At 73.8% G+C, this 17,999-nt stretch carries 14 protein-coding genes; 10 read left to right on the forward strand and 4 right to left on the reverse strand.

Translation table 11 applies throughout. From position 1 onward, the window contains the following. Positions 1 to 10: 10 nt before the first annotated feature. Entirely contained in the window at positions 11 to 2,551 is a 2,541-nt protein-coding gene (locus tag LG395_RS15850; RefSeq protein ID WP_171150363.1) for a discoidin domain-containing protein, read from the reverse strand. 183 nt (positions 2,552 to 2,734) lie between these two features. Further along, the gene (locus LG395_RS15855) at positions 2,735 to 3,901 is read right to left on the reverse strand and encodes an FAD-dependent oxidoreductase (protein ID WP_225810177.1); all 1,167 of its coding nucleotides are present in this window, start codon (positions 3,899 to 3,901) and stop codon (positions 2,735 to 2,737) included. A 343-nt stretch (positions 3,902 to 4,244) separates the two neighbouring features. Between LG395_RS15855 and LG395_RS15860 the strand changes: the two genes are divergently transcribed. The 5 genes from LG395_RS15860 to LG395_RS15880 all read left to right on the forward strand — a co-directional run bounded on the left by LG395_RS15860 (position 4,245) and on the right by LG395_RS15880 (position 8,451). Then, complete coding sequence (locus tag LG395_RS15860; RefSeq protein WP_171150365.1) at positions 4,245 to 5,252, forward strand: Ppx/GppA family phosphatase; 1,008 nt, start codon at positions 4,245 to 4,247, stop codon at positions 5,250 to 5,252. A 185-nt stretch (positions 5,253 to 5,437) separates the two neighbouring features. Next, complete coding sequence (locus tag LG395_RS15865; RefSeq protein WP_225810178.1) at positions 5,438 to 5,770, forward strand: hypothetical protein; 333 nt, start codon at positions 5,438 to 5,440, stop codon at positions 5,768 to 5,770. 167 nt (positions 5,771 to 5,937) lie between these two features. Next, positions 5,938 to 6,714, forward strand: a complete 777-nt coding sequence (locus LG395_RS15870; RefSeq protein ID WP_171150367.1) for a polysaccharide lyase family 7 protein — start codon at positions 5,938 to 5,940, stop codon at positions 6,712 to 6,714. A 94-nt stretch (positions 6,715 to 6,808) separates the two neighbouring features. Then, positions 6,809 to 7,291, forward strand: coding sequence for a hypothetical protein (locus tag LG395_RS15875; protein WP_225810179.1), 483 nt, complete (start codon positions 6,809 to 6,811; stop codon positions 7,289 to 7,291). 182 nt (positions 7,292 to 7,473) lie between these two features. Continuing rightward, a complete protein-coding gene (locus tag LG395_RS15880) occupies positions 7,474 to 8,451 on the forward strand; it encodes an SMP-30/gluconolactonase/LRE family protein (protein WP_225810180.1) in 978 nt (325 codons plus the stop codon). Between the two features lie 45 nt (positions 8,452 to 8,496). Here LG395_RS15880 and LG395_RS15885 read toward each other — a convergent pair whose 3' ends face one another. Together LG395_RS15885 and LG395_RS15890 are read right to left on the reverse strand one after the other, a co-directional pair. Beyond that, positions 8,497 to 11,871: a pyruvate carboxylase gene (locus LG395_RS15885; RefSeq protein ID WP_225810239.1), complete on the reverse strand. Its 3,375-nt coding sequence runs from the start codon at positions 11,869 to 11,871 to the stop codon at positions 8,497 to 8,499. 263 nt (positions 11,872 to 12,134) lie between these two features. After that, a complete protein-coding gene (locus tag LG395_RS15890; RefSeq protein WP_225810181.1) occupies positions 12,135 to 12,974 on the reverse strand; it encodes a hypothetical protein in 840 nt (279 codons plus the stop codon). 468 nt (positions 12,975 to 13,442) lie between these two features. Here LG395_RS15890 and LG395_RS15895 point away from each other — a divergent pair, with 468 nt between their 5' ends. From LG395_RS15895 to LG395_RS15915, 5 genes are read left to right on the forward strand one after another with little or no spacing between them, the layout of a single operon-like run. Continuing rightward, complete coding sequence (locus LG395_RS15895; RefSeq protein ID WP_225810182.1) at positions 13,443 to 15,341, forward strand: sensor histidine kinase; 1,899 nt, start codon at positions 13,443 to 13,445, stop codon at positions 15,339 to 15,341. Further along, positions 15,338 to 15,745, forward strand: a complete 408-nt coding sequence (locus tag LG395_RS15900) for a roadblock/LC7 domain-containing protein (RefSeq protein WP_014676781.1) — start codon at positions 15,338 to 15,340, stop codon at positions 15,743 to 15,745. Before LG395_RS15895 ends, LG395_RS15900 begins: the two co-directional genes overlap by 4 nt. 41 nt (positions 15,746 to 15,786) lie before the next feature. Then, a complete protein-coding gene (locus LG395_RS15905) occupies positions 15,787 to 16,134 on the forward strand; it encodes a DUF742 domain-containing protein (RefSeq protein ID WP_225810183.1) in 348 nt (115 codons plus the stop codon). After that, complete coding sequence (locus LG395_RS15910) at positions 16,115 to 16,753, forward strand: GTP-binding protein (protein WP_225810184.1); 639 nt, start codon at positions 16,115 to 16,117, stop codon at positions 16,751 to 16,753. Before LG395_RS15905 ends, LG395_RS15910 begins: the two co-directional genes overlap by 20 nt. Then, positions 16,750 to 17,961, forward strand: a complete 1,212-nt coding sequence (locus tag LG395_RS15915; protein WP_171150372.1) for a cytochrome P450 — start codon at positions 16,750 to 16,752, stop codon at positions 17,959 to 17,961. Before LG395_RS15910 ends, LG395_RS15915 begins: the two co-directional genes overlap by 4 nt. The last annotated feature ends 38 nt before the right edge of the window (positions 17,962 to 17,999 follow it).

Here is a 17,999-nt window from a genome sequence, read left to right on the forward strand (position 1 = left end):
GCCGGTGTCCTTACGGGAAGGACGTCACCTTGGACGGGACCGTGTCGGTCCCCGAGGTGGGTGCGCCCGTGCTGTTGACGACGTGCGCGTACTGGCCCTTGCCGCCGAGCGAGATGACCAGCAGGTCGTGCATCTTGATCCCGCTCTTCACGGGCACCTGGAAGCCGTGGGCCTGGACGATCGAGGGATCGGCCGTGTAGTTGCAGTAGCTGCCCAGGCCCCACGCCTCGTGGGTGGTGACGGAGTCGGCGACCTTGTAGGCCGCGTAGCCGGTGATGCCGTCGTGGGTGATGGCGGCGGCGTTCGGGGCGTCGTAGGCCTTCTCGTTCTGGAAGAAGATCGTCCGCCCGCGTTCTCCGTTCCAGTAGACGTCGTACTTGTTGAAGTGCTCCACGAACAGGCCGGTGGCCAGGACGTCGTCACCGTTCACACGCAGGCCGTAGTCGGCGCGGTTGGTGTCCCAGCCGACGCCGCTGCCGTGGTCGGCGCGCCAGAGCCAGGTGTGGTCGATGATGACGTCGTCGCTGTTGACCACCACGGAGTTGGTGGCGAGACCGGGCCCGGCTCCGCCGACGCGGATGAAGACGTCCTGCATGGTGGTGGGGTTGGCGGAGTGGTCGGCGGAGGCGTCGGGGGTGCCGATGCGCAGGAGCGTGTCGGAGTTGACCGGGCCCGCGTCGATGAGGAATCCGGCGAGCCGCACCCCGTCGACGTCGGCGACGTGCATCGCGTCGACGCCGTTGTCGGGCACGAGGGTGGCGAGGCCGAGTCCGAGGACGACGGTGTTCGGCCGGGTGACGTCGATGGTCTGGTCGAGGTGGTAGACGCCCGGGGTGAACAGGAGGTTGAGGCCCTGGGCGAGGGCCTGGTTGATGGTGGCGGCCGTCGCGCCGGGCTTGACGACGTAGAACTGGTCGAGCGGGAGTGACGTACCGGCGTTCGCGGGCCAGGAGACGCCCCGGGCGTTGGTGCGCTTGGCCGGGACGAACACCTTGTAGGCGGAGCCGTCGAGGTAGAGGAACGGCTTCTCGCGGGAGACCGGGGTGGTGTCCAGCGTGGTGTACGGGCCGCTGTCGAAGTTGGTGGCGGGGGCGCCCTGGACACCGGTGAAGGTCATGTTCCACACGCCGTTGGTCCAGCCGCCGACCGAGCTGTCGCGGGTGTACCACTGCTGCTGGGAGTACGGGCCGACCGTGCCGTCGATCTTGGAGTCCGCGATGTAGCCGCCGGAGGCCCAGCCGTAGCCGTTGGGGGCGAGGTTGAGGCCGCCCTGGACGTGGATGCGGCGGAAGGGCGCGGCCTGGGCGACGGCCCAGCGGTCGGTGCCGCTGACCGGCTTGAGGGCGAGGTTCTCCGCCGAACGCCAGAAGTTCTGGGTGGCGTTGCCGTTGAACCAGCCCGCGTCGACCGTGATGTCCCCGTTGATCTGGGTGTCGTCGGGGTTCAGGCCGAGGCCGGAGATCGAGGTGTAGAAGCCGAGTTGGGCGTTGATGTTGTTGTAGGTGCCGGGCTTGAGCAGGAACTGGTAGCGGCCGGTGCCGAACTGGGCCGACTCCTGCTTGGCGAAGACGTCGTCGAACTTCTGCTGCAGGCCGGGGGTCGAGGGGTCGACGACGATGACGTTCGGGCCGAGGTCGCCGCCGCCCTGGACGGGCGGGACGCCGGTGGTGCCGGTGTGCACGGCCACCTCCCACAGGGAGTAGCCGTAGCCGGTGCCGCGGGCGGTGCCGTAGATCCGGACGTACCGGCCGGAGCCGCTGACGTCGTAGGACGCCGTGCCGCCGGTGGCCCCGGTGACGCTCTTGAGGGTGTTCCAGCTCTGGCCGTCCGAGGACGCCTGGATCTGGAAGTCCTTTCCGTAGGCGGCCTCCCAGTTCAGGTCCACCTTGCACAGGTCCTGGACGGAGCCGAGGTCGATCCGGAGCCACTGCGGGTCGGCGGCCTGGCTGGACCAGCGGGTGCCGGTGTCGCCGTCGACGGCGGCGGAGGCGGGGGTGCCGGCGTTCTCGGTGGAGGAGGCCGTGGCGGCCTTGCCCTGGGCCGCGTTCGCGGTGCCGCAGCCCGCCTGGGCGCCGTCCGCGGTGCCGAACACCTGGAACTCCCACAGGGAGTAGCCGTAGGCGGTGGCCCGGTGCACGCCGAGCATCCGCACGTAGCGGCCCCGGCCGGACACGTCGAGCGTGTCGGTGCCGCCGTCGGAGCCGGTGACCGACTTCAGATCGGTCCAGGTGCTCCCGTCCCCGGACACCTGGATCTTGTAGTCCTTGCCGTAGGCGGCTTCCCAGTTCAGGACGACGCGGGTGACGGTGGCGGTGCCCCCGAGGTCGACCCGGACCCACTGGTCGTCGCCGGCGGCCGAGGACCAGCGGGTCCCGGTGTCGCCGTCGACGGCCTTGGCGGCGGCGGTGCCGCCGTTCTCCTCGGAGGACGCGGTGGCGGTCTTCCCCTGGGACAGGGGGGTCTCGGCGGCGGTGGCCGAGGGGTGTGTGGCGGGCAGGGCGAGCAACGCGGCCGTGGCGGCCAGCACTGCGCCCAGAGATCTCAGTCTCATGCGGCGGCTCCAGACGTGTGGGGATGCAAGGGGTATGACCCACGGCTTAGTTCATGCTTTGATTTAAGAGATGAACCAACCGGCCCACAAGTCTTCGGACACCAGTTCCTTCAACTTGCCGATGTCGCCCCGGGCTCCCACGGCGGTCGGCTCGGTCGCTTCGGGCGGGTGGCCGGGCGTGGGTCAGCCCGGCTCGGGCGGGGCCTCGGACAGCGGGGTGTCCCAGGCGAGTTGGCGGACCAGCCACTCCTCCGGCCCGGTCGGCGGGGACACGCCGGGCGCGCGGCCGGACGGCACACGCGTGCCACGGGTCAGGCCGCCGCTGACGGAGATGTTGCGCTCCGCCCGCGGACGGCGCAGCCGCTCGTACCCGGCACACGCGACCCGCACATCGGGCAGATCGCGCAGGGCCTTGGCCAGGACCACGGCGTCCTCCAGGGCCATCGAGGCACCCTGGCCGGTCGCCGGGGAGGCCGCGTGGGCCGCGTCACCCACGAGCAGGACCCGCCCGGTGTGCCAGGTGGTGCCTAGCGGCAGCTCCGTGGCGTTGGTGACCATGAGGGCGTCGGCGCAGGCCTCCACCAGCGCGGCGGCGGGGGTGTCGTCCTTCCTCAGCAGCGGCAGCAACTGCGCGCGCAACACGGCGGGCGGCGCGGCGAGCGCCCCGGCGGGCAGCGGAGCGCCGCCGGTGCGGGCGAACCAGTACGCCTCCCCCGCCGGTGACACCGCGTACCCGAAGGCGGTCGTGCCGCCCCGCACCATGGTGATGGCGCCGTCCGGGCCGGGTTCCGGGGCGCTCGCGGTGTAGCCGTAGTAGACCCGCCGGCCGGCGTACCCGGGCCGGACCCCGGGCACGAGCAGGTGGCGCACGGTGGAGTTCAGGCCGTCGGCGCCGACGAGCAGGTCTCCGGTGGCCGTGGAGCCGTCGGCGAAGTGGGCGGTGACGACATACGGGCCGTCCGTCACGGACACCAGCCGGGCTCCGTGGCGCAGCCGGACACCACGGCGGACCGCCTCGCCCTGGAGGGCCGCGTTCAACTCACCGCGGCGCAGGCAGCGGTAGCGCAGGGCGGGGTCGTCCGCCTCGCCGAGCGGTGCGTGCGCGAGCTCGGTGCCCCGGCTGTCCAGCAGCCGCAGCGAAGTCAGCGGAAAACCGACGGCCGTGACGGCGTGCGTGGCGTCCAGCTCGGCCAGGGCGCGCATGCCGTTGCTCGCCAGGGTGAGGAAGGCACCGATGTCCTCGGCCGTGTCCGGGTGCGCCTCGTAGACGGTGACGTCGACACCGGCCTTGTGCAGGCCCAGGGCGGTCGCGGTCCCCGCGATGCCGCCGCCGATCACCAGTACCCTCATCGCGTCCGCTCCCTCATCTGCCGCCGCGCGCGCCGACCGTGGCCGTGACCATCCAAGGGCAGCGGTGGGGCCGCCGGGACGCACGGGGTTGAAATCAGGACAGGCGGGCCTTCCCGAGTGCCTGGCGGGGCGCGCGGGTCACGGCCACCGCCGCGGTAACCGGCCGTCGGGGGAACCTGGTTCGAGGCGGACCTCGGCCGGAAGCCGGCCCGTGCGCCTCACGCTCCCGGCCCGCCTCCCACTGCCGCGCGAACCGCTGCTGAGGCACGCGGCCGGGTGCGCCGTGCGCCGGCACGCCCCCTGTGTGAAGGGTGGTCCCCGGTGAAATGGGTACTCACCGGCCATGCGGGTGAGCGTGGTGGACGCGGGGTCGAACACGGTCCGACTGGTGATCGCGGATGTGGAGGGCGGTGTTCCGCTGCCGGTGCACACCGTCAAGTGGAAGCTGCGCCTCTCCGAACAGGTCGGCCCGGACGGCACCATCGCCGACGAGTCGGTGGAGCGACTGGTCAAGGCGGTGGCCGCGGCGGGCGCCACGGCCCGGCGGTGGCACGCGACGGGCCCGCTGGCCTTCGCGACCGCGGTGGTGCGCGGTGCCCCCAACCGCCACGAGGTACTGCAACGGGTGGCGTCCGGCACCGGTATCCGCATGTGCACCCTGCCCGGTGAGACGGAGGCCGAGCTGACCTTCCTCGCGGCGCGGCGCTGGCTGGGCTGGAAGGCGGGTCCCCTGGCACTGCTCGACATCGGCGGCGGCTCGCTGGAGGTGGCCTTCGGCCGGGGCCGGCTGCCCGACTTCGCCGCGTCCCTGCCGCTCGGCGCCAGCCGGCTGACGCGGGAGCACCTGGGCCTCCAGGATCCGCCCGGCCCGGGCGAGCTGAAGGAACTGCGCCGCCGTATCCGCCACGAACTGCGGGACGTGGCCGCGCGGATCCGCTGGGAGCGTCCGCGCACCGCCGCCGTCACGTCCCGCACGTTCCAGCAGCTGGCGCGGTTGTGCGGGGCCGCGCCGGGCCGGTTCGGTCCCTTCGTGGACCGGGAGCTGGTCTGCCGGGACCTGCGCGCGGCGGTGCACGCCCTCGCCGGGCTGCCCGCCGCCGAACGCGCCCGGCTGCCCGGCATTTCCGCGCCGCGCGCCGCCCAGAGCCTGGCCGGAGCGGTCGTCGGGCACACGGCGCTGAAGCTGATGGGCCTGCCCCGGGCCGTCGTCTGCCCCTGGGCGATCCGCGAGGGTGTGCTGCTGCGCTACGCCGAGGACGGCGCCGACTGGTGGGCGGACGCCACCGGCGGGGCCGGCGCCACCGCGCCGGCCCCCGCGGCGCCGCTCCGCATCGCGAGCCCGTCCCCGTGACGGGTGGTCACGGGGCGCCCGAGGGGGTCTTCTGACGGTTCGCCGCGCGCGGCGGGACCACCGGTTGTCCCCGTTCGGGTGAGCGGTGCTTCAGGACGGTCGGCCGGGTGGAACGCTCCCGCGTGGGGCCGGGACCGGATCAGCACCCCGCCCGCTCACCCGCCGGGCACCGGAAGGGACACCTCATGCGCGCTCGCACCACGCGCCGCCGGACCGTGACGGCCCTGTGCCTCGGCCTGCTGACAGCGGGCGGCGGGGCCCTGCCGGTCCCGGCCGCACTCGCGGCTCCCGCGCCGACGCCCTACTACTACGACTGCGCGAGCACCTCGGAGGACCGGCGGACCGGCACGCTCGCGGGCGAGGGATGCGCCAAGGTCGCCGAGACCACCGAGGGCGACGGCGTCTGGGTCGAGGACCGGGCCGGACGGCACGACTGGCACTGCGACCGCGTCGACGACGTCGGCACCAGCACGGTCAGGGCCCACGGGTGCCGAGCGGTGCGGAAGGGCTCCTGGTGAGGGGCCGGCGCCGGCGTGCGAGCCGGCCGCGCTCTCTTGACGTGTCTGGTTCAGACCTTTAACTTCTCGGGTCACCGGCGAACAAGCATGGGTTCAACGTTCACAAGCATGAACGCTTCCTGGCTTGGCACCCGGCCCGCATCCGGTCCGAAGAAGGGACCCCCCACATGACCCGCACCCGGATACCCGCGGCGACGGCCACCGCCGTCCTCGCTCTCGCCCTCACCGCGCTCGGCACCGGCGGCGCGGACGCGGCCGACCCGCGTGTCGCGCCCGGCGGCAACTTCGACCTGTCCGTGTGGCAGCTCCAGGAACCCGTCGGCTCCCCCGGCAAGCCCACCACCATCCCGTCGTCCCGGCTCCAGGGCGCGAACGGCTACCAGGACGCGTACTTCTACACCGACACCCGCGACGGCGCCATGACGTTCTGGGCGCCCGAGAAGGGCGTCACCACACCGAACTCCAACTACGCCCGCTCCGAACTGCGCGAGATGAACCGCGACGGCTCCGCCGCCGACTGGGCGCTCGGCGGCAGCCACCGGCTGAGCGCGACGCTGCGCGTGGTGTCCGTGACCAAGAACGTCTGCGTCGGCCAGATCCACCTCGGCTCCGGCGGCTCCTCCACCAAGCCGCTGGTGGAGCTGTACTACCACGCCAACGGGGACATCGTCCTCGGCACCGAGGACTCGCCGGACGGCGGCCAGACCCAGCACCCCGTCGGGCACGTGTCGATCGGCAAGACCTGGAGCTACACCATCGCCGTCTCCGGCGGGAACACCATCGACCTGACCGTGAACGGCACGACCACGCACTACGCCATCCCGTCCTCCTTCAAGCCGTACAAGCAGTACTTCAAGGCGGGCTCCTACAACCAGTCCTCCTCGGACAGCACCACCAACGGGGCCCGCGTGGCCTTCTACGGGCTGACCGTCTCGCACGGCTGACACACGGCCCGACCTGCGCGACTGGTGCGAACGGCGGGACGGTCGTAGCGTCGGGTGCACGCGGTCGGACACAGCACGACGGGTGGGAGCGGCCATGCGCGGATCAGTGACGGGTACGGCGGTCCTCCTCGCGGCGGGAGCCCTGCTGACAGCGGCCATGACCACGGCGACGGCCAGTCCGCCGGTCACCGCCACGACGCAGCCCCGCGCCGGCACCTCGCCGTCCCACACCGGTGCGTCGCAGCCGGTCCTGGTCGACTGCCTGTGGAACCGCACCGTCCGCCCCGGCGACTTCATCCTGGCCTGCGGCGACGGAAACAGCCGTCTCACCGGGCTCCACTGGACCGAGTGGAGCCCGCAGGGGGCGACCGCGGTAGGCACGAACATGGTCAACGACTGCAAGCCGTACTGCGCGGCCGGTTCCTTCCACGCGTACCCGGTGACCGTCCGGCTCGACGACACCGAGCCCTGGAAGAAGCACCCCGACGTGCAGCGCTACAGCCGGATCAGCCTCACCTACCAGGAGGGACGTCCGGAGGGCTTCAAGCAGGTCATGACGTATCCGCTCTGGGACTGACAGGGTCCGCGCGGACCGCCCCGCCGGGCGGTCCGCGACCCGGGCGCGCGCCGTACGGAAGCCCGGCGGTGGTCCGCGCGGGCGATCCCGCGGCCCGGCTCCCGCCACCGGTGACCTGTTCCCCGTCATGTTGGTGTGACCCCGCACGCCGGCGCCCCGCGCGCCGACCGAGAAGAGGTCACATGCCCCGACTCCCCCGTCCGACCGGTGCCGCCGCGGTCGCGGTCGCGCTCGGTCTCCTCGCCGCCGCGCCCGCCGCCGGCCAGGAGCCGCTCGTCACCGAGGCGCGCGTCCTCGCCCACCTCGACCCGGCCGCCGGGCAGACGCCCGAGAACATCGCGCTCGGCCTGGACGGCTCCGCCTACCTGACCTTCGCCTCAGCCCGGCAGATCGCCCACGTCACCGACGACGGCCGCGTCAGCACCCGAGCCACCCTGCCCGCCGTCGCGCACGCCGACACCCCCCTGCTGCACAGCGCCGCCGTCACCGGCATCGCCCGCGCCCACGACGGGACGCTGTACGTCAACTACGCCACCGGCACCAGCGCGACCGGCGTCTGGCGCCTTTCCCCCGGTGACGCGCCGGAGCGGATCGCCGCGCTGCCGGCCGACGGGCTGCCCAACGGGCTGGCCCTCGACGAGCGGCGCGGCGTGCTCTACGTCGCCGACTCGGTGCGGGGCACCGTCTGGCGCGTCCCCCGGTCGGGCGGCACGGCCACGGCGTGGGCGAAGGGCGCGGCGCTCGCTCCGCTCCCGGCGGCACCGGCGCGCGGCCTCGGCGCCAACGGCGTCAGGCTCCGCCGGGACGCGGTGTGGGTGTCCAACACCGACCGGGGCACGCTGCTGCGCATCCCCGTCCGCGCGGACGGTGCCGCCGGCCCCGTCGAGCCCCGGGCCGACGGACTCGCCGGCATCGACGACTTCACGTTTCCCGGCCCCGGACGGAGCGTGCTGGCCGCACTGAACACCGGCAACAGGGTCGTCCTGGTCCGCGCGGACGGCACCGTCACGACCGTGCTCACCACGCGGGAAGGCCTGTCCAACCCGACCTCCGTGGCGGTCCGCGGGCGAACCGTGTACGTGCCGAGCGCCGCGTCCGCCACCCGGCGCGACCCGAACCTCCTCGTCGCCCGCCTGCGCCACCTCATCGGCCGGGGGTAGCGCGGGCGCGGGGTAGGCCACGGCGCGTACGGCCCCGGCCGCCGCTCACCTCAGTTCCGCCAGGAGGTCGCCGCCCTCCACCTGCTGGATGCGGTTGATGGCGAGGCGGGCGACGCGGCCCGCCTTGGGGGCCGTGATCGTGGCTTCCATCTTCATGGCCTCGATGGTGGCGATCGTGGCACCCGCCGCCACCTCGTCGCCCTCGGCGACGGCCAGGGTCACCACACCGGCGAAGGGGGCCGCGACATGGCCGGGGTCGGAGCGGTCGGCCTTCTCCGTCACCGGGACGTCGGAGGCCGCCGCGCGGTCACGGACCTGGATGGGCCGCAGCTGGCCGTTGAGCGTGGACATCACGGTCCGCATACCGCGTTCGTCGGCCTCGCCGATCGCCTGCAGCTCGATCAGCAGCCGGACGCCGGGCTCCAGGTCGACGGCGTACTCCTTGGCCGGGCGCAGGCCGTAGAAGAACGCCTTGCTGTCGAGGACGCTGGTGTCGCCGAAGGACTGGCGGTGCGTCTCGAACTCGCGGGCCGGGCCGGGGAACAGCAGCCGGTTGAGGGTGGCCCGGCGGTCCTTCGCCAGCCCCTCGCGGTCCTCGCCGGACAGCTCGGGCGCGGGCCTGGGCGCCGCCCGCCCCTGCAGCGCCTTGGTGCGGAACGGCTCCGGCCAGCCGCCGGGCGGCGTGCCCAGTTCGCCGCGCAGGAAGCCGATCACCGAGTCCGGGATGTCGAACTTGTCGGGGGTGGACTCGAACGCGTCCGGGCCGACCCCGGCGCCCACCAGGTGCAGGGCCAGGTCGCCGACCACCTTGGAGGAGGGCGTCACCTTCACCAGACGGCCGAGGATGCGGTCGGCGGCTGCGTACATCGCCTCGATGTCCTCGAAGCGGTCGCCGAGGCCGAGGGCGACGGCCTGGGTGCGCAGGTTGGACAGCTGGCCGCCGGGGATCTCGTGGTGGTAGACGCGCCCGGTCGGGGAGGCGAGGCCCGCCTCGAACGGGGCGTAGATCTTCCGGACGCCCTCCCAGTACGGCTCCAGGTCGCCGACCGCCTGGAGGTCCAGGCCGGTGGGCCGCTCGGAGTGGTCGGTGGCGGCGACGATCGCGGACAGCGACGGCTGGGAGGTCGTACCGGCCATGGAGGCCACCGCTCCGTCGACCGCGTCGGCGCCCGCCTGGATCGCGGCGAGGTACGTGGCGAGCTGGCCGCCGGCGGTGTCGTGCGTGTGCAGGTGCACGGGCAGGTCGAACTCGCGGCGCAGCGCCGAGACGAGCCGGGCGGCGGCCGGGGCGCGCAGCAGGCCCGCCATGTCCTTGACGGCGAGGACGTGGGCGCCGGCCTCGACGATCTGCTCGGCGAGGCGCAGGTAGTAGTCGAGGGTGTAGAGGCGCTCCGACGGGTCGCTGAGGTCCGCCGTGTAGCACAGGGCCACCTCGGCGATCGCGGTGCCCGTCTCGCGGACGGCGTCGATGGCGGGCCGCATCTGGCCGACGTCGTTGAGGGCGTCGAAGATGCGGAAGATGTCGATGCCGGTGGCGGCGGCCTCCTGCACGAAGGCGTCGGTGACCTCGGTCGGGTACGGGGTGTAGCCGACGGTGTTGCGGCCGCGCAGCAGCATCTGGAGGCAGATGTTGGGGACGGCCTCGCGCAGGGCGGCCAGCCGCTCCCAGGGGTCCTCGGCGAGGAAGCGCAGCGCCACGTCGTAGGTGGCACCGCCCCAGCACTCCAGGGAGAGCAGCTGCGGCAGGGTGCGGGCGACGACCGGGGCGACGGCGAGGAGGTCCTTGGTGCGCACCCGGGTGGCGAGCAGGGACTGGTGGGCGTCGCGGAAGGTGGTGTCGGTGACGCCGATGGTCGGCGACTCGCGCAGGTGCCGGGCGAATCCCTCGGGGCCGAGTTCCACGAGGAGCTGGCGGGAGCCGGCGGGCGGCTCGCCGGCCGGCAGCGGCGGCAGCTTGGTCAGCGGGTCGAGCACATCGGGCCGCCGGCCGTGCGGCTGGTTCACCGTCACGTCGGCGAGGTAGGTGAGCAGCTTGGTGCCGCGGTCGGCGGAGGAGCGGGCGGTCAGCAGGTGCGGGCGCTGCTCGATGAAGGAGGTGGTGATCCGGCCGGCCTGGAAGTCGGGGTCGTCCAGGACCGCCTGGAGGAACGGGATGTTGGTGGCCACGCCGCGGATGCGGAACTCGGCGACCGCGCGCCGGGCCCGGCCGATGGCGGCCTGGAAGTCACGGCCCCGGCAGGTGAGCTTGACCAGCATCGAGTCGAAGTGCGCGCTGATCTCCGTACCGGCGTGGGTGGTGCCGCCGTCGAGACGGATGCCGGAGCCGCCCGGGGAGCGGTAGGCGCTGATCCGGCCGGTGTCCGGGCGGAAGCCGTTGGCGGGGTCCTCGGTGGTGATGCGGCACTGGAGGGCGGCGCCGCGCAGGGTGACCGTGTCCTGGGACAGGCCGAGGCCGGCGAGGGTCTCGCCGGAGGCGATCCGCATCTGGGCCTGGACCAGGTCGACGTCCGTGACCTCTTCGGTGACGGTGTGCTCGACCTGGATGCGCGGGTTCATCTCGATGAACACGTGGTTGCCGTCGCGGTCGAGGAGGAACTCCACGGTGCCGGCGTTGCGGTAGCCGATCTCGCGGGCGAAGCGGACGGCGTCGGCGCAGATCCGGTCCCGCAGCTCCGGGTCCAGGTTGGGCGCGGGGGCCAGCTCGATGACCTTCTGGTGGCGGCGCTGGAGCGAGCAGTCCCGCTCGAACAGGTGGATGACGTTGCCCTCGCCGTCGGCGAGGATCTGCACCTCGATGTGGCGGGGCTCCACGACGGCCTTCTCCAGGAAGACGGTCGGGTCGCCGAACGCGGAGGCGGCCTCGCGGGAGGCGGCCTCGATGGATTCGCGCAGCTGGGCCGGGTCCTCCACGCGGCGCATGCCGCGCCCGCCGCCGCCGGCGACCGCCTTGACGAAGACGGGGAAGCCGATCTCCTCGGCGGCGCGCACCAGTTCGTCCACGTCGGTGGAGGGCTGGGAGGAGCCGAGGACGGGCACGCCCGCGGCGCGGGCGGCGGCGACGGCGCGGGCCTTGTTGCCGGTCAGCTCCAGGGTGGCCGCGCTGGGGCCGACGAAGGTGATGCCGGCCTCCTCGCAGGCGCGGGCCAGTTCGGGGTTCTCGGACAGGAAGCCGTAGCCCGGATAGACGGCGTCGGCGCCCGCCCGGCGGGCGGCACCCACGATCTCCTCGACGGAGAGGTAGGCCCGCACCGGGTGCCCCGGCTCCCCGATCTCGTACGCCTCGTCGGCCTTCAGCCGGTGCAGCGAGTTGCGGTCCTCGTGCGGGAACACGGCGACGGTGCGCGCGCCGAGTTCGTAGCCCGCCCGGAACGCGCGGATCGCGATCTCTCCACGGTTGGCGACCAGCACCTTGCGGAACATCATGGATTCCCTTCAGCTGCCTGCCGGCGACGAACACCCTGGTGTCAGCCACACCTGCCGTACTCGCGGCCACCCTAGGGGGTGCCCGCACAGGCCGATGTGCGAAAACCATCACACTGACGGGGTGGGCCGCGCCACACGGGCGCGCCGCGGCGCACGGCGCCCGGGATGCCGGACGCCTCGCGTTCCGGCCGGTGCCGGCCCGCGCCCGGGTCCCGGAACGCTCCGGCCTTCACCGAGCGGGCCGGGCGTCACCGGCCGGGTCAGCGGTCGGGGGAACGCGCCGACACCCTGGGCCGGGAGTCTCCGGGGCGGTCGGCCGCCCGAGTGGGGCCGGGGACCGGCGGAGGTGTGCGCGGGGGCCGTCGGCGCACGGGCCACCGGGACCGTACGGCGGAGCGGAACCGCTCTCCCCGGCCCTGCAGCAGGCCGAGCACGATCGCGGCGGCCACCGCGATCAGGTGCTCGCGGCCGGCCAGGTTGGGGACGGCGATGGACTCCCACACCATCGAGCCGCCGGTCAGCGTGAACACCACGGGCGCGCGGCGGACCACGGAGAGGTAGGTGAACAGGCCGACCACGGCCGCGGAGGGCCCGGTGTCCAGGACCTGCCCGGCCTCGGGCGGCAGCCCGAACCCCCACCAGCCCGGCCCGAGCGCGATCATCAGGCGGGCGGTGAGGGTGCCCGCCAGGGTGGTGGCGTAGGCGATCAGCAGGGTCCGGGCCCGGCCCAGGCTCAGTTCGGCGAGGGCGAAGGCGAGGAACAGCTGGGTGATGCCCGCCCAGACCGGCAGGTCCAGAGCGGGGACGTACAGCGACACGGGGGTGCGCAGCAGGGACAGCCACAGCGGCAGCTCGGCCCGGACTCCGCCGAGCCGCTCCACCCACAGCGCTCCGGTGGGGTGCTGGGCGACGTCGTGGAAGAGGACGACGCCGAACGCGGCGACGAAGGCCAGCAGCAGCCCGGACAGCCCGCGCCGCGCGAGCCGCCGTACCGGGCCGACGACGATGGCGTGCCACTCGCCCCACAGCGTCCGCCCGGTGAACCGGGCGAGCCGCGCGAGCAGCGGGCGGACGCGCGGGATGCGCCCTTCAGCGGTCATGAGGCACGGCAGCCCGTCGCCGTCGGTTCCCCCGTCACGCGCACCGCCCCCTTCACCTCGCTCCCGGCGGTCCGACCGTGCGAGGCGTTTCGTCCGTCATGCGTCCACTTCAGGCGTCATCGTACGGATGCGCCGATCGCTCCGGTCCGACCCGTCCCCCCGTGCAGTCCAGCGAGCCGGGGAGCGGGCGTCAAGATCCGTCGCGAGGGCGCGCCGGTGTGGGAAGACCCACAGGCGTACGGCGCGCAAACCGGGGGCCGGGAGGCAACCCGCACCCCCGCGGAACCGTCCTCGGAGACAGGCGTTTGCCGTACCGCGGACGAGAACGAACACGGAACCTTTCTGTTTCGATCACGAACTCTCGTATAGTGACGGCCAGTTCACCACCGGTGTCACATCTCACCACCCGATGTTCCCGCCGGCCCCGCCCCAGCCTGCCGCCTCTGCCGCAAGGACCAGACCGGACCGATGACCGCGCCCACGCATCCCGGTGACCGACCTTCCCCCCGTACGTTCGTCTCCGCCCTCGCCGTGACCGGTGTGCTGTCGGCGCTCGTGGTCTGCGCGGCCGTGGCGGCGGCGCCGGACTCGGTGCGCGCCCCGCTCGCCGCGGGCGCGGGCGCGGCGGCGGTCCTGTTCAGCGCGGCGGTCGCCACGGCCGCGCACGCGCTGCGGACCGCGCGCGGCACCCGGCGCCGGCTGGAGAGCGTCACCCAGGACGTCGGACGACTCCTCCGGCAGCAGGCCCGTACGGCCGAGGAGGCGCGCCAGGAGCAGCAGCGACTCATCGACGAACTCGCCCAGCAGCGCACCGAGTTCACGGAGTCCTTCGCGGCCGAGCGCGCGCGTCTCGAGGAGGAGGGCGCACGGGAGCTGAACCGGCTGGCGAAGGAGAACGCCCGCCTGACGGGCGAGTTGGAACGGGCCCGGCGGGACCGGGCCGCCGCGGTCGCCGCGACCTCCAACGCGGCCGCCCGGATGCAGGCCCTCGCCACCGCGACCCTCGCCGACCTGCGGGCGATGGAGGACCGGCACACCGACGAGGACGTGCTGGCCGACCTGCTCCACCTCGACCACCGCACCGCCCAGGCCGGCCGGCTCGCGGACTCCGTCGCCGTGCTCACCGGGGCGCGTTCGGGCCGCCGCTGGGCGCGGCCGATCGGGATGGAGTCGATCCTGCGGGGCGCGATGGGACGGATCGCCGGGTACCGGCGGGTGCGGGTGCACTCGGTCAGCGAGGCCGCCGTCGCCGGGCACGCCGCCGAGGGCGTGATGCACGCGCTCGCCGAACTCCTCGACAACGCCGCCAACTTCTCGCCGCCGACCGCCGAGGTCCACGTCTATGTGGAGGAGGTGCCGGCCGGGGTCATCGTGTCCGTGGAGGACAGCGGGCTGGTGATGGGCGAGGTGCAGCTGCGCCGCGCCGAGCGGGCGGTCTCCGGTGACGTCTTCGAGCTGGGCGGTCTGACCGGCACCCGGCTCGGGCTCGCCGTGGTCGGCCGCCTCGCCCGCAAGACCGGGCTCACGGTGTCGTTCCGGCCGTCGGCGCGCGGCGGCACGGGGGTGCTGCTGCTCATCCCGCAGGAGATCCTGACCAGCCCCGCCCCCGCTGCCGCCGAGCCGTCGGCCGCGGCCCCGCGGCCGGAGATCGGCCCTTCCGCGCCGGTACGGCAAGCCGTGGACACCGGCGCCGTCCACGAGCCCGCCGCGCCGCCGGAGGAGGGCCCGGCCGGTCTGCCCAGGCGTCGCCGGGGCAGCACCCTCGCCCGGGCGGAACGCGCCCGGACGACTCCGGACACGCCCGGACACCGTACGGCCCTCGGGCCTGCGGACCACGGCACCGCTTCGGCCACCGACGCACCCCGCTCCGCGGCGGCACCCGCCGGACACGGCACCGCGCCGGGCGGCACGCGGCAGCCGAGCGCGCCGGGCGACGCCGAGCGGGGCACCGCGACGGACACCGCCGGGCAGCCCGCCGCACCGGCCGCCGGCGTCGAGCCCGGTACCGCGCCGGGCAACCCGCGGCACCACGCGTCACCGGCCCCCGACGCACCCCGCTCCGCGGCGGCACCCGCCTCCGACACGGGCAGGGTTCGCGCCGCCCGTTTCAGCAGCTTCCGTCAGGCGGTGCGCCCGCCCGCACCGGGCACCGGCCGCCCCGGAGCCGCCCCGGGGGATTCCGCACCCGGCCAGTCCCGTGACCGCACCACCGACCCCGCGCACACCACGGCACCGGACGAGCGAGCCGTCACCCCGCCGCCGGACGACGGTGTGCCGGCCGGCGACTCCCCGTACGGCGCCGGCGAACACGGCTCCCCCGCCCCCTCCCACCCGCACGCGTACCCGGAAGGCGACACCACTTCATGACCGGCCCGACCACCGCCGACGACAAGCTCACCTGGCTCCTGGAGGGCCTGCTGGAGAGGACCCCGGGCGCCCGGCACGCGCTCGTGCTGTCCCGGGACGGGCTGAAGCTGTGCCGCACGCCGGAGCTGAGCGTCGACCAGGCGGACCAGCTCGCCGCGATCGCCGCCGGCATCCAGTCGCTGTCGCACGGCGCGTCCGTGGAGTTCGGCGACGGCAGCGGCGGTGTGCGCTCGGCGATGACGGAGTTCTACGGCGGCGTGCTGTTCATCGTGGAGGCGGGCGCCGGCGCCCATCTGGCCGTGATCGCCACGGAGGACGCGGACGCCGGCGTCATCGGGCACAACATGAGCGAGTTGGTGGAGCAGCTCGGCGAGCACCTCACCGCTCCGCCCCGCACGTCATGAGCCGACCGGACACCGACCGCCCGGACGGGGGCCGCCCGGGCATGAACCGCCCGGGGAGGGACGACGCCCCCGACCGGCTGTACACCATCACCCAGGGACGCACCCGCACCAGCCCCGATAACCCCTTCGACCTCGTCACCCTCGTGGTGGCCGAGTCGGAGCCGGCGCCGGGCATGCAGTCGGAGCACGTGGCGATCCTGGAGCTGACCCGGTTCCCCGCCTCGGTGGCGGAGATCGCCGCCGAACTGCGGCTGCCCGTGGGCATCACCAAGGTGCTGCTGTGCGATCTGCTCGCGGCGGGCCGGGTCAGCGCCCGGCACCCGCGCAGACCGGCCATTACCGATCCCGACATCCTGGAGCAGGTGCTCGTTGGACTCCGCAACCTCTGACGCGCGCACCCCCGCGCGCACCCCGCTGGGTGCCTCCGCCGACCAAGGCTTCAAGATCGTGGTCGTGGGCGGCTTCGGCGTCGGCAAGACCACACTGGTCCGCTCGGTCAGCGAGATCCGTCCCCTCAACACCGAGGAGACGATGACGCAGGCCGGCGCGACCGTGGACGACATCCGCCAGGTGCGCGGCAAGTCCGGCACCACCGTCGCCTTCGACTTCGGCCGGATCAGCCTGGACGCCCGCAATGTGCTGTACCTGTTCGGCGCGCCCGGACAGGAGCGGTTCTGGTTCCTGTGGGACCGGCTGTTCTCCGGCACGCTCGGGGCCGTCGTCCTGGTGGACACCCGGCGCATCGACGACTCCTGGTACGCCATCGACCGGCTGGAGCACCACGGCACGCCGTTCATCGTGGCCTGCAACGACTTCGGCGGCCCGGTCCGCGCCGGCGCGGACGTCCGCGAGGCCCTCGACCTGGATCCGCGGGTGCCGCTGGTCGACTGCGACGCCCGCTCCCGGGAGTCGGGCAAGCAGGTGCTGATCACGCTGGTGCAGCACGTGAAGAACCGGTACGCCGACCCGTCCGCGCGGACGGTCCTGCCCCGACAGGAGTTCGTGTGACCACGCCCGACGCCGTCCCGCTGAGCGGGCCCCGGTTCCAGACCGAACCCGCCCGTCTGTACCGGGAGATGCGGCGCGACCACGGCGCCGTCGTGCCGGTGCTGCTCGACGGCGGCATCCCGGCCTGGCTGGTGCTCGGCTACCGGGAACTGCACCAGGTGACCGGGGACCCGGTGCTGTTCAGCCGGGACTCGGACCTGTGGAACCAGTGGGAGAACATCCCCGCGGACTGGCCGCTGCTGCCGATGATCGGGCACAAGCAGCCGTCGATCCTCTACACGGTCGGCGAACGGCACCGGCAGCGCGCGGCGATGATCAGCAACGCGCTGGAAGAGGTGGACCCGTTCGAACTGCGCACGCACGCCGAGCGGTTCGCGGACGAGCTGATCGACGCGCTGTGCGCGGCCGGCGAGGCCGATCTGGTCGGGCAGTACGCGATGCTGCTGCCGGTACGGGTCCTGGCCCGGCTGTACGGCTTCCCCGACGAGGACGGTCCGGGGCTGGTCACCGCCCTGAACGACATGATCGACGGGCGGGAGCGGGCGCTGGCCGGACAGGCCCATCTGGCCGCGTCGATGGCGCAGTTGCTGGCCGACCGGAGGAAGGAGCCCGCGGCCGACGTCGTCTCCCGGATGCTGGCCGACGAGAGCGGGTTCAGCGACGAGGAGATCGCGCAGGACCTGATGGTGATGATGGCGGCCGGGCACCAGCCGACCGCCGACTGGATCGGCAACTCGCTGCGGCTGATGCTCACCGACGACCGGTTCGCCGCCTCCCTGTTCGGCGGGCGCAACAGCGTGGCCGAGGCGATGAACGAGGTGCTGTGGGAGGACACGCCGACGCAGAACGTGGCGGGCCGCTGGGCCGCCCGCGACACACACCTCGGCGGCCGCCGCGTCAAGGCCGGTGATCTGCTGCTGCTCGGTCTGCAAGGGGCCAACTCCGACCCGCAGGTGCGCACCGACGCCTCCGCGCTGACCGGCGGCAACAACGCGCACTTCTCCTTCGGTCACGGCGAGCACCGCTGTCCGTTCCCCGCGCAGGAGATCGCCGAGGTGATCGCGCGGACCGGTATCGAGGTGGTCCTGGACCGGCTGCCCGACATCGATCTGGCGGTGCCCGCCGAGTCCCTCACGCGCCGGCCCTCACCCTGGCTGCGGGGACTGTCCGGGCTGCCCGTCCGGTTCAGCCCCGTACCCGCCCGCTGACCCGCGCCGCCCGGCCGGCCCGCTGTTCAGCCGCCCGC

The sequence above is a fragment of the Streptomyces spinosus genome (assembly GCF_020400655.1).
GTDB classification, from domain to species: domain Bacteria; phylum Actinomycetota; class Actinomycetes; order Streptomycetales; family Streptomycetaceae; genus Streptomyces; species Streptomyces argyrophylli.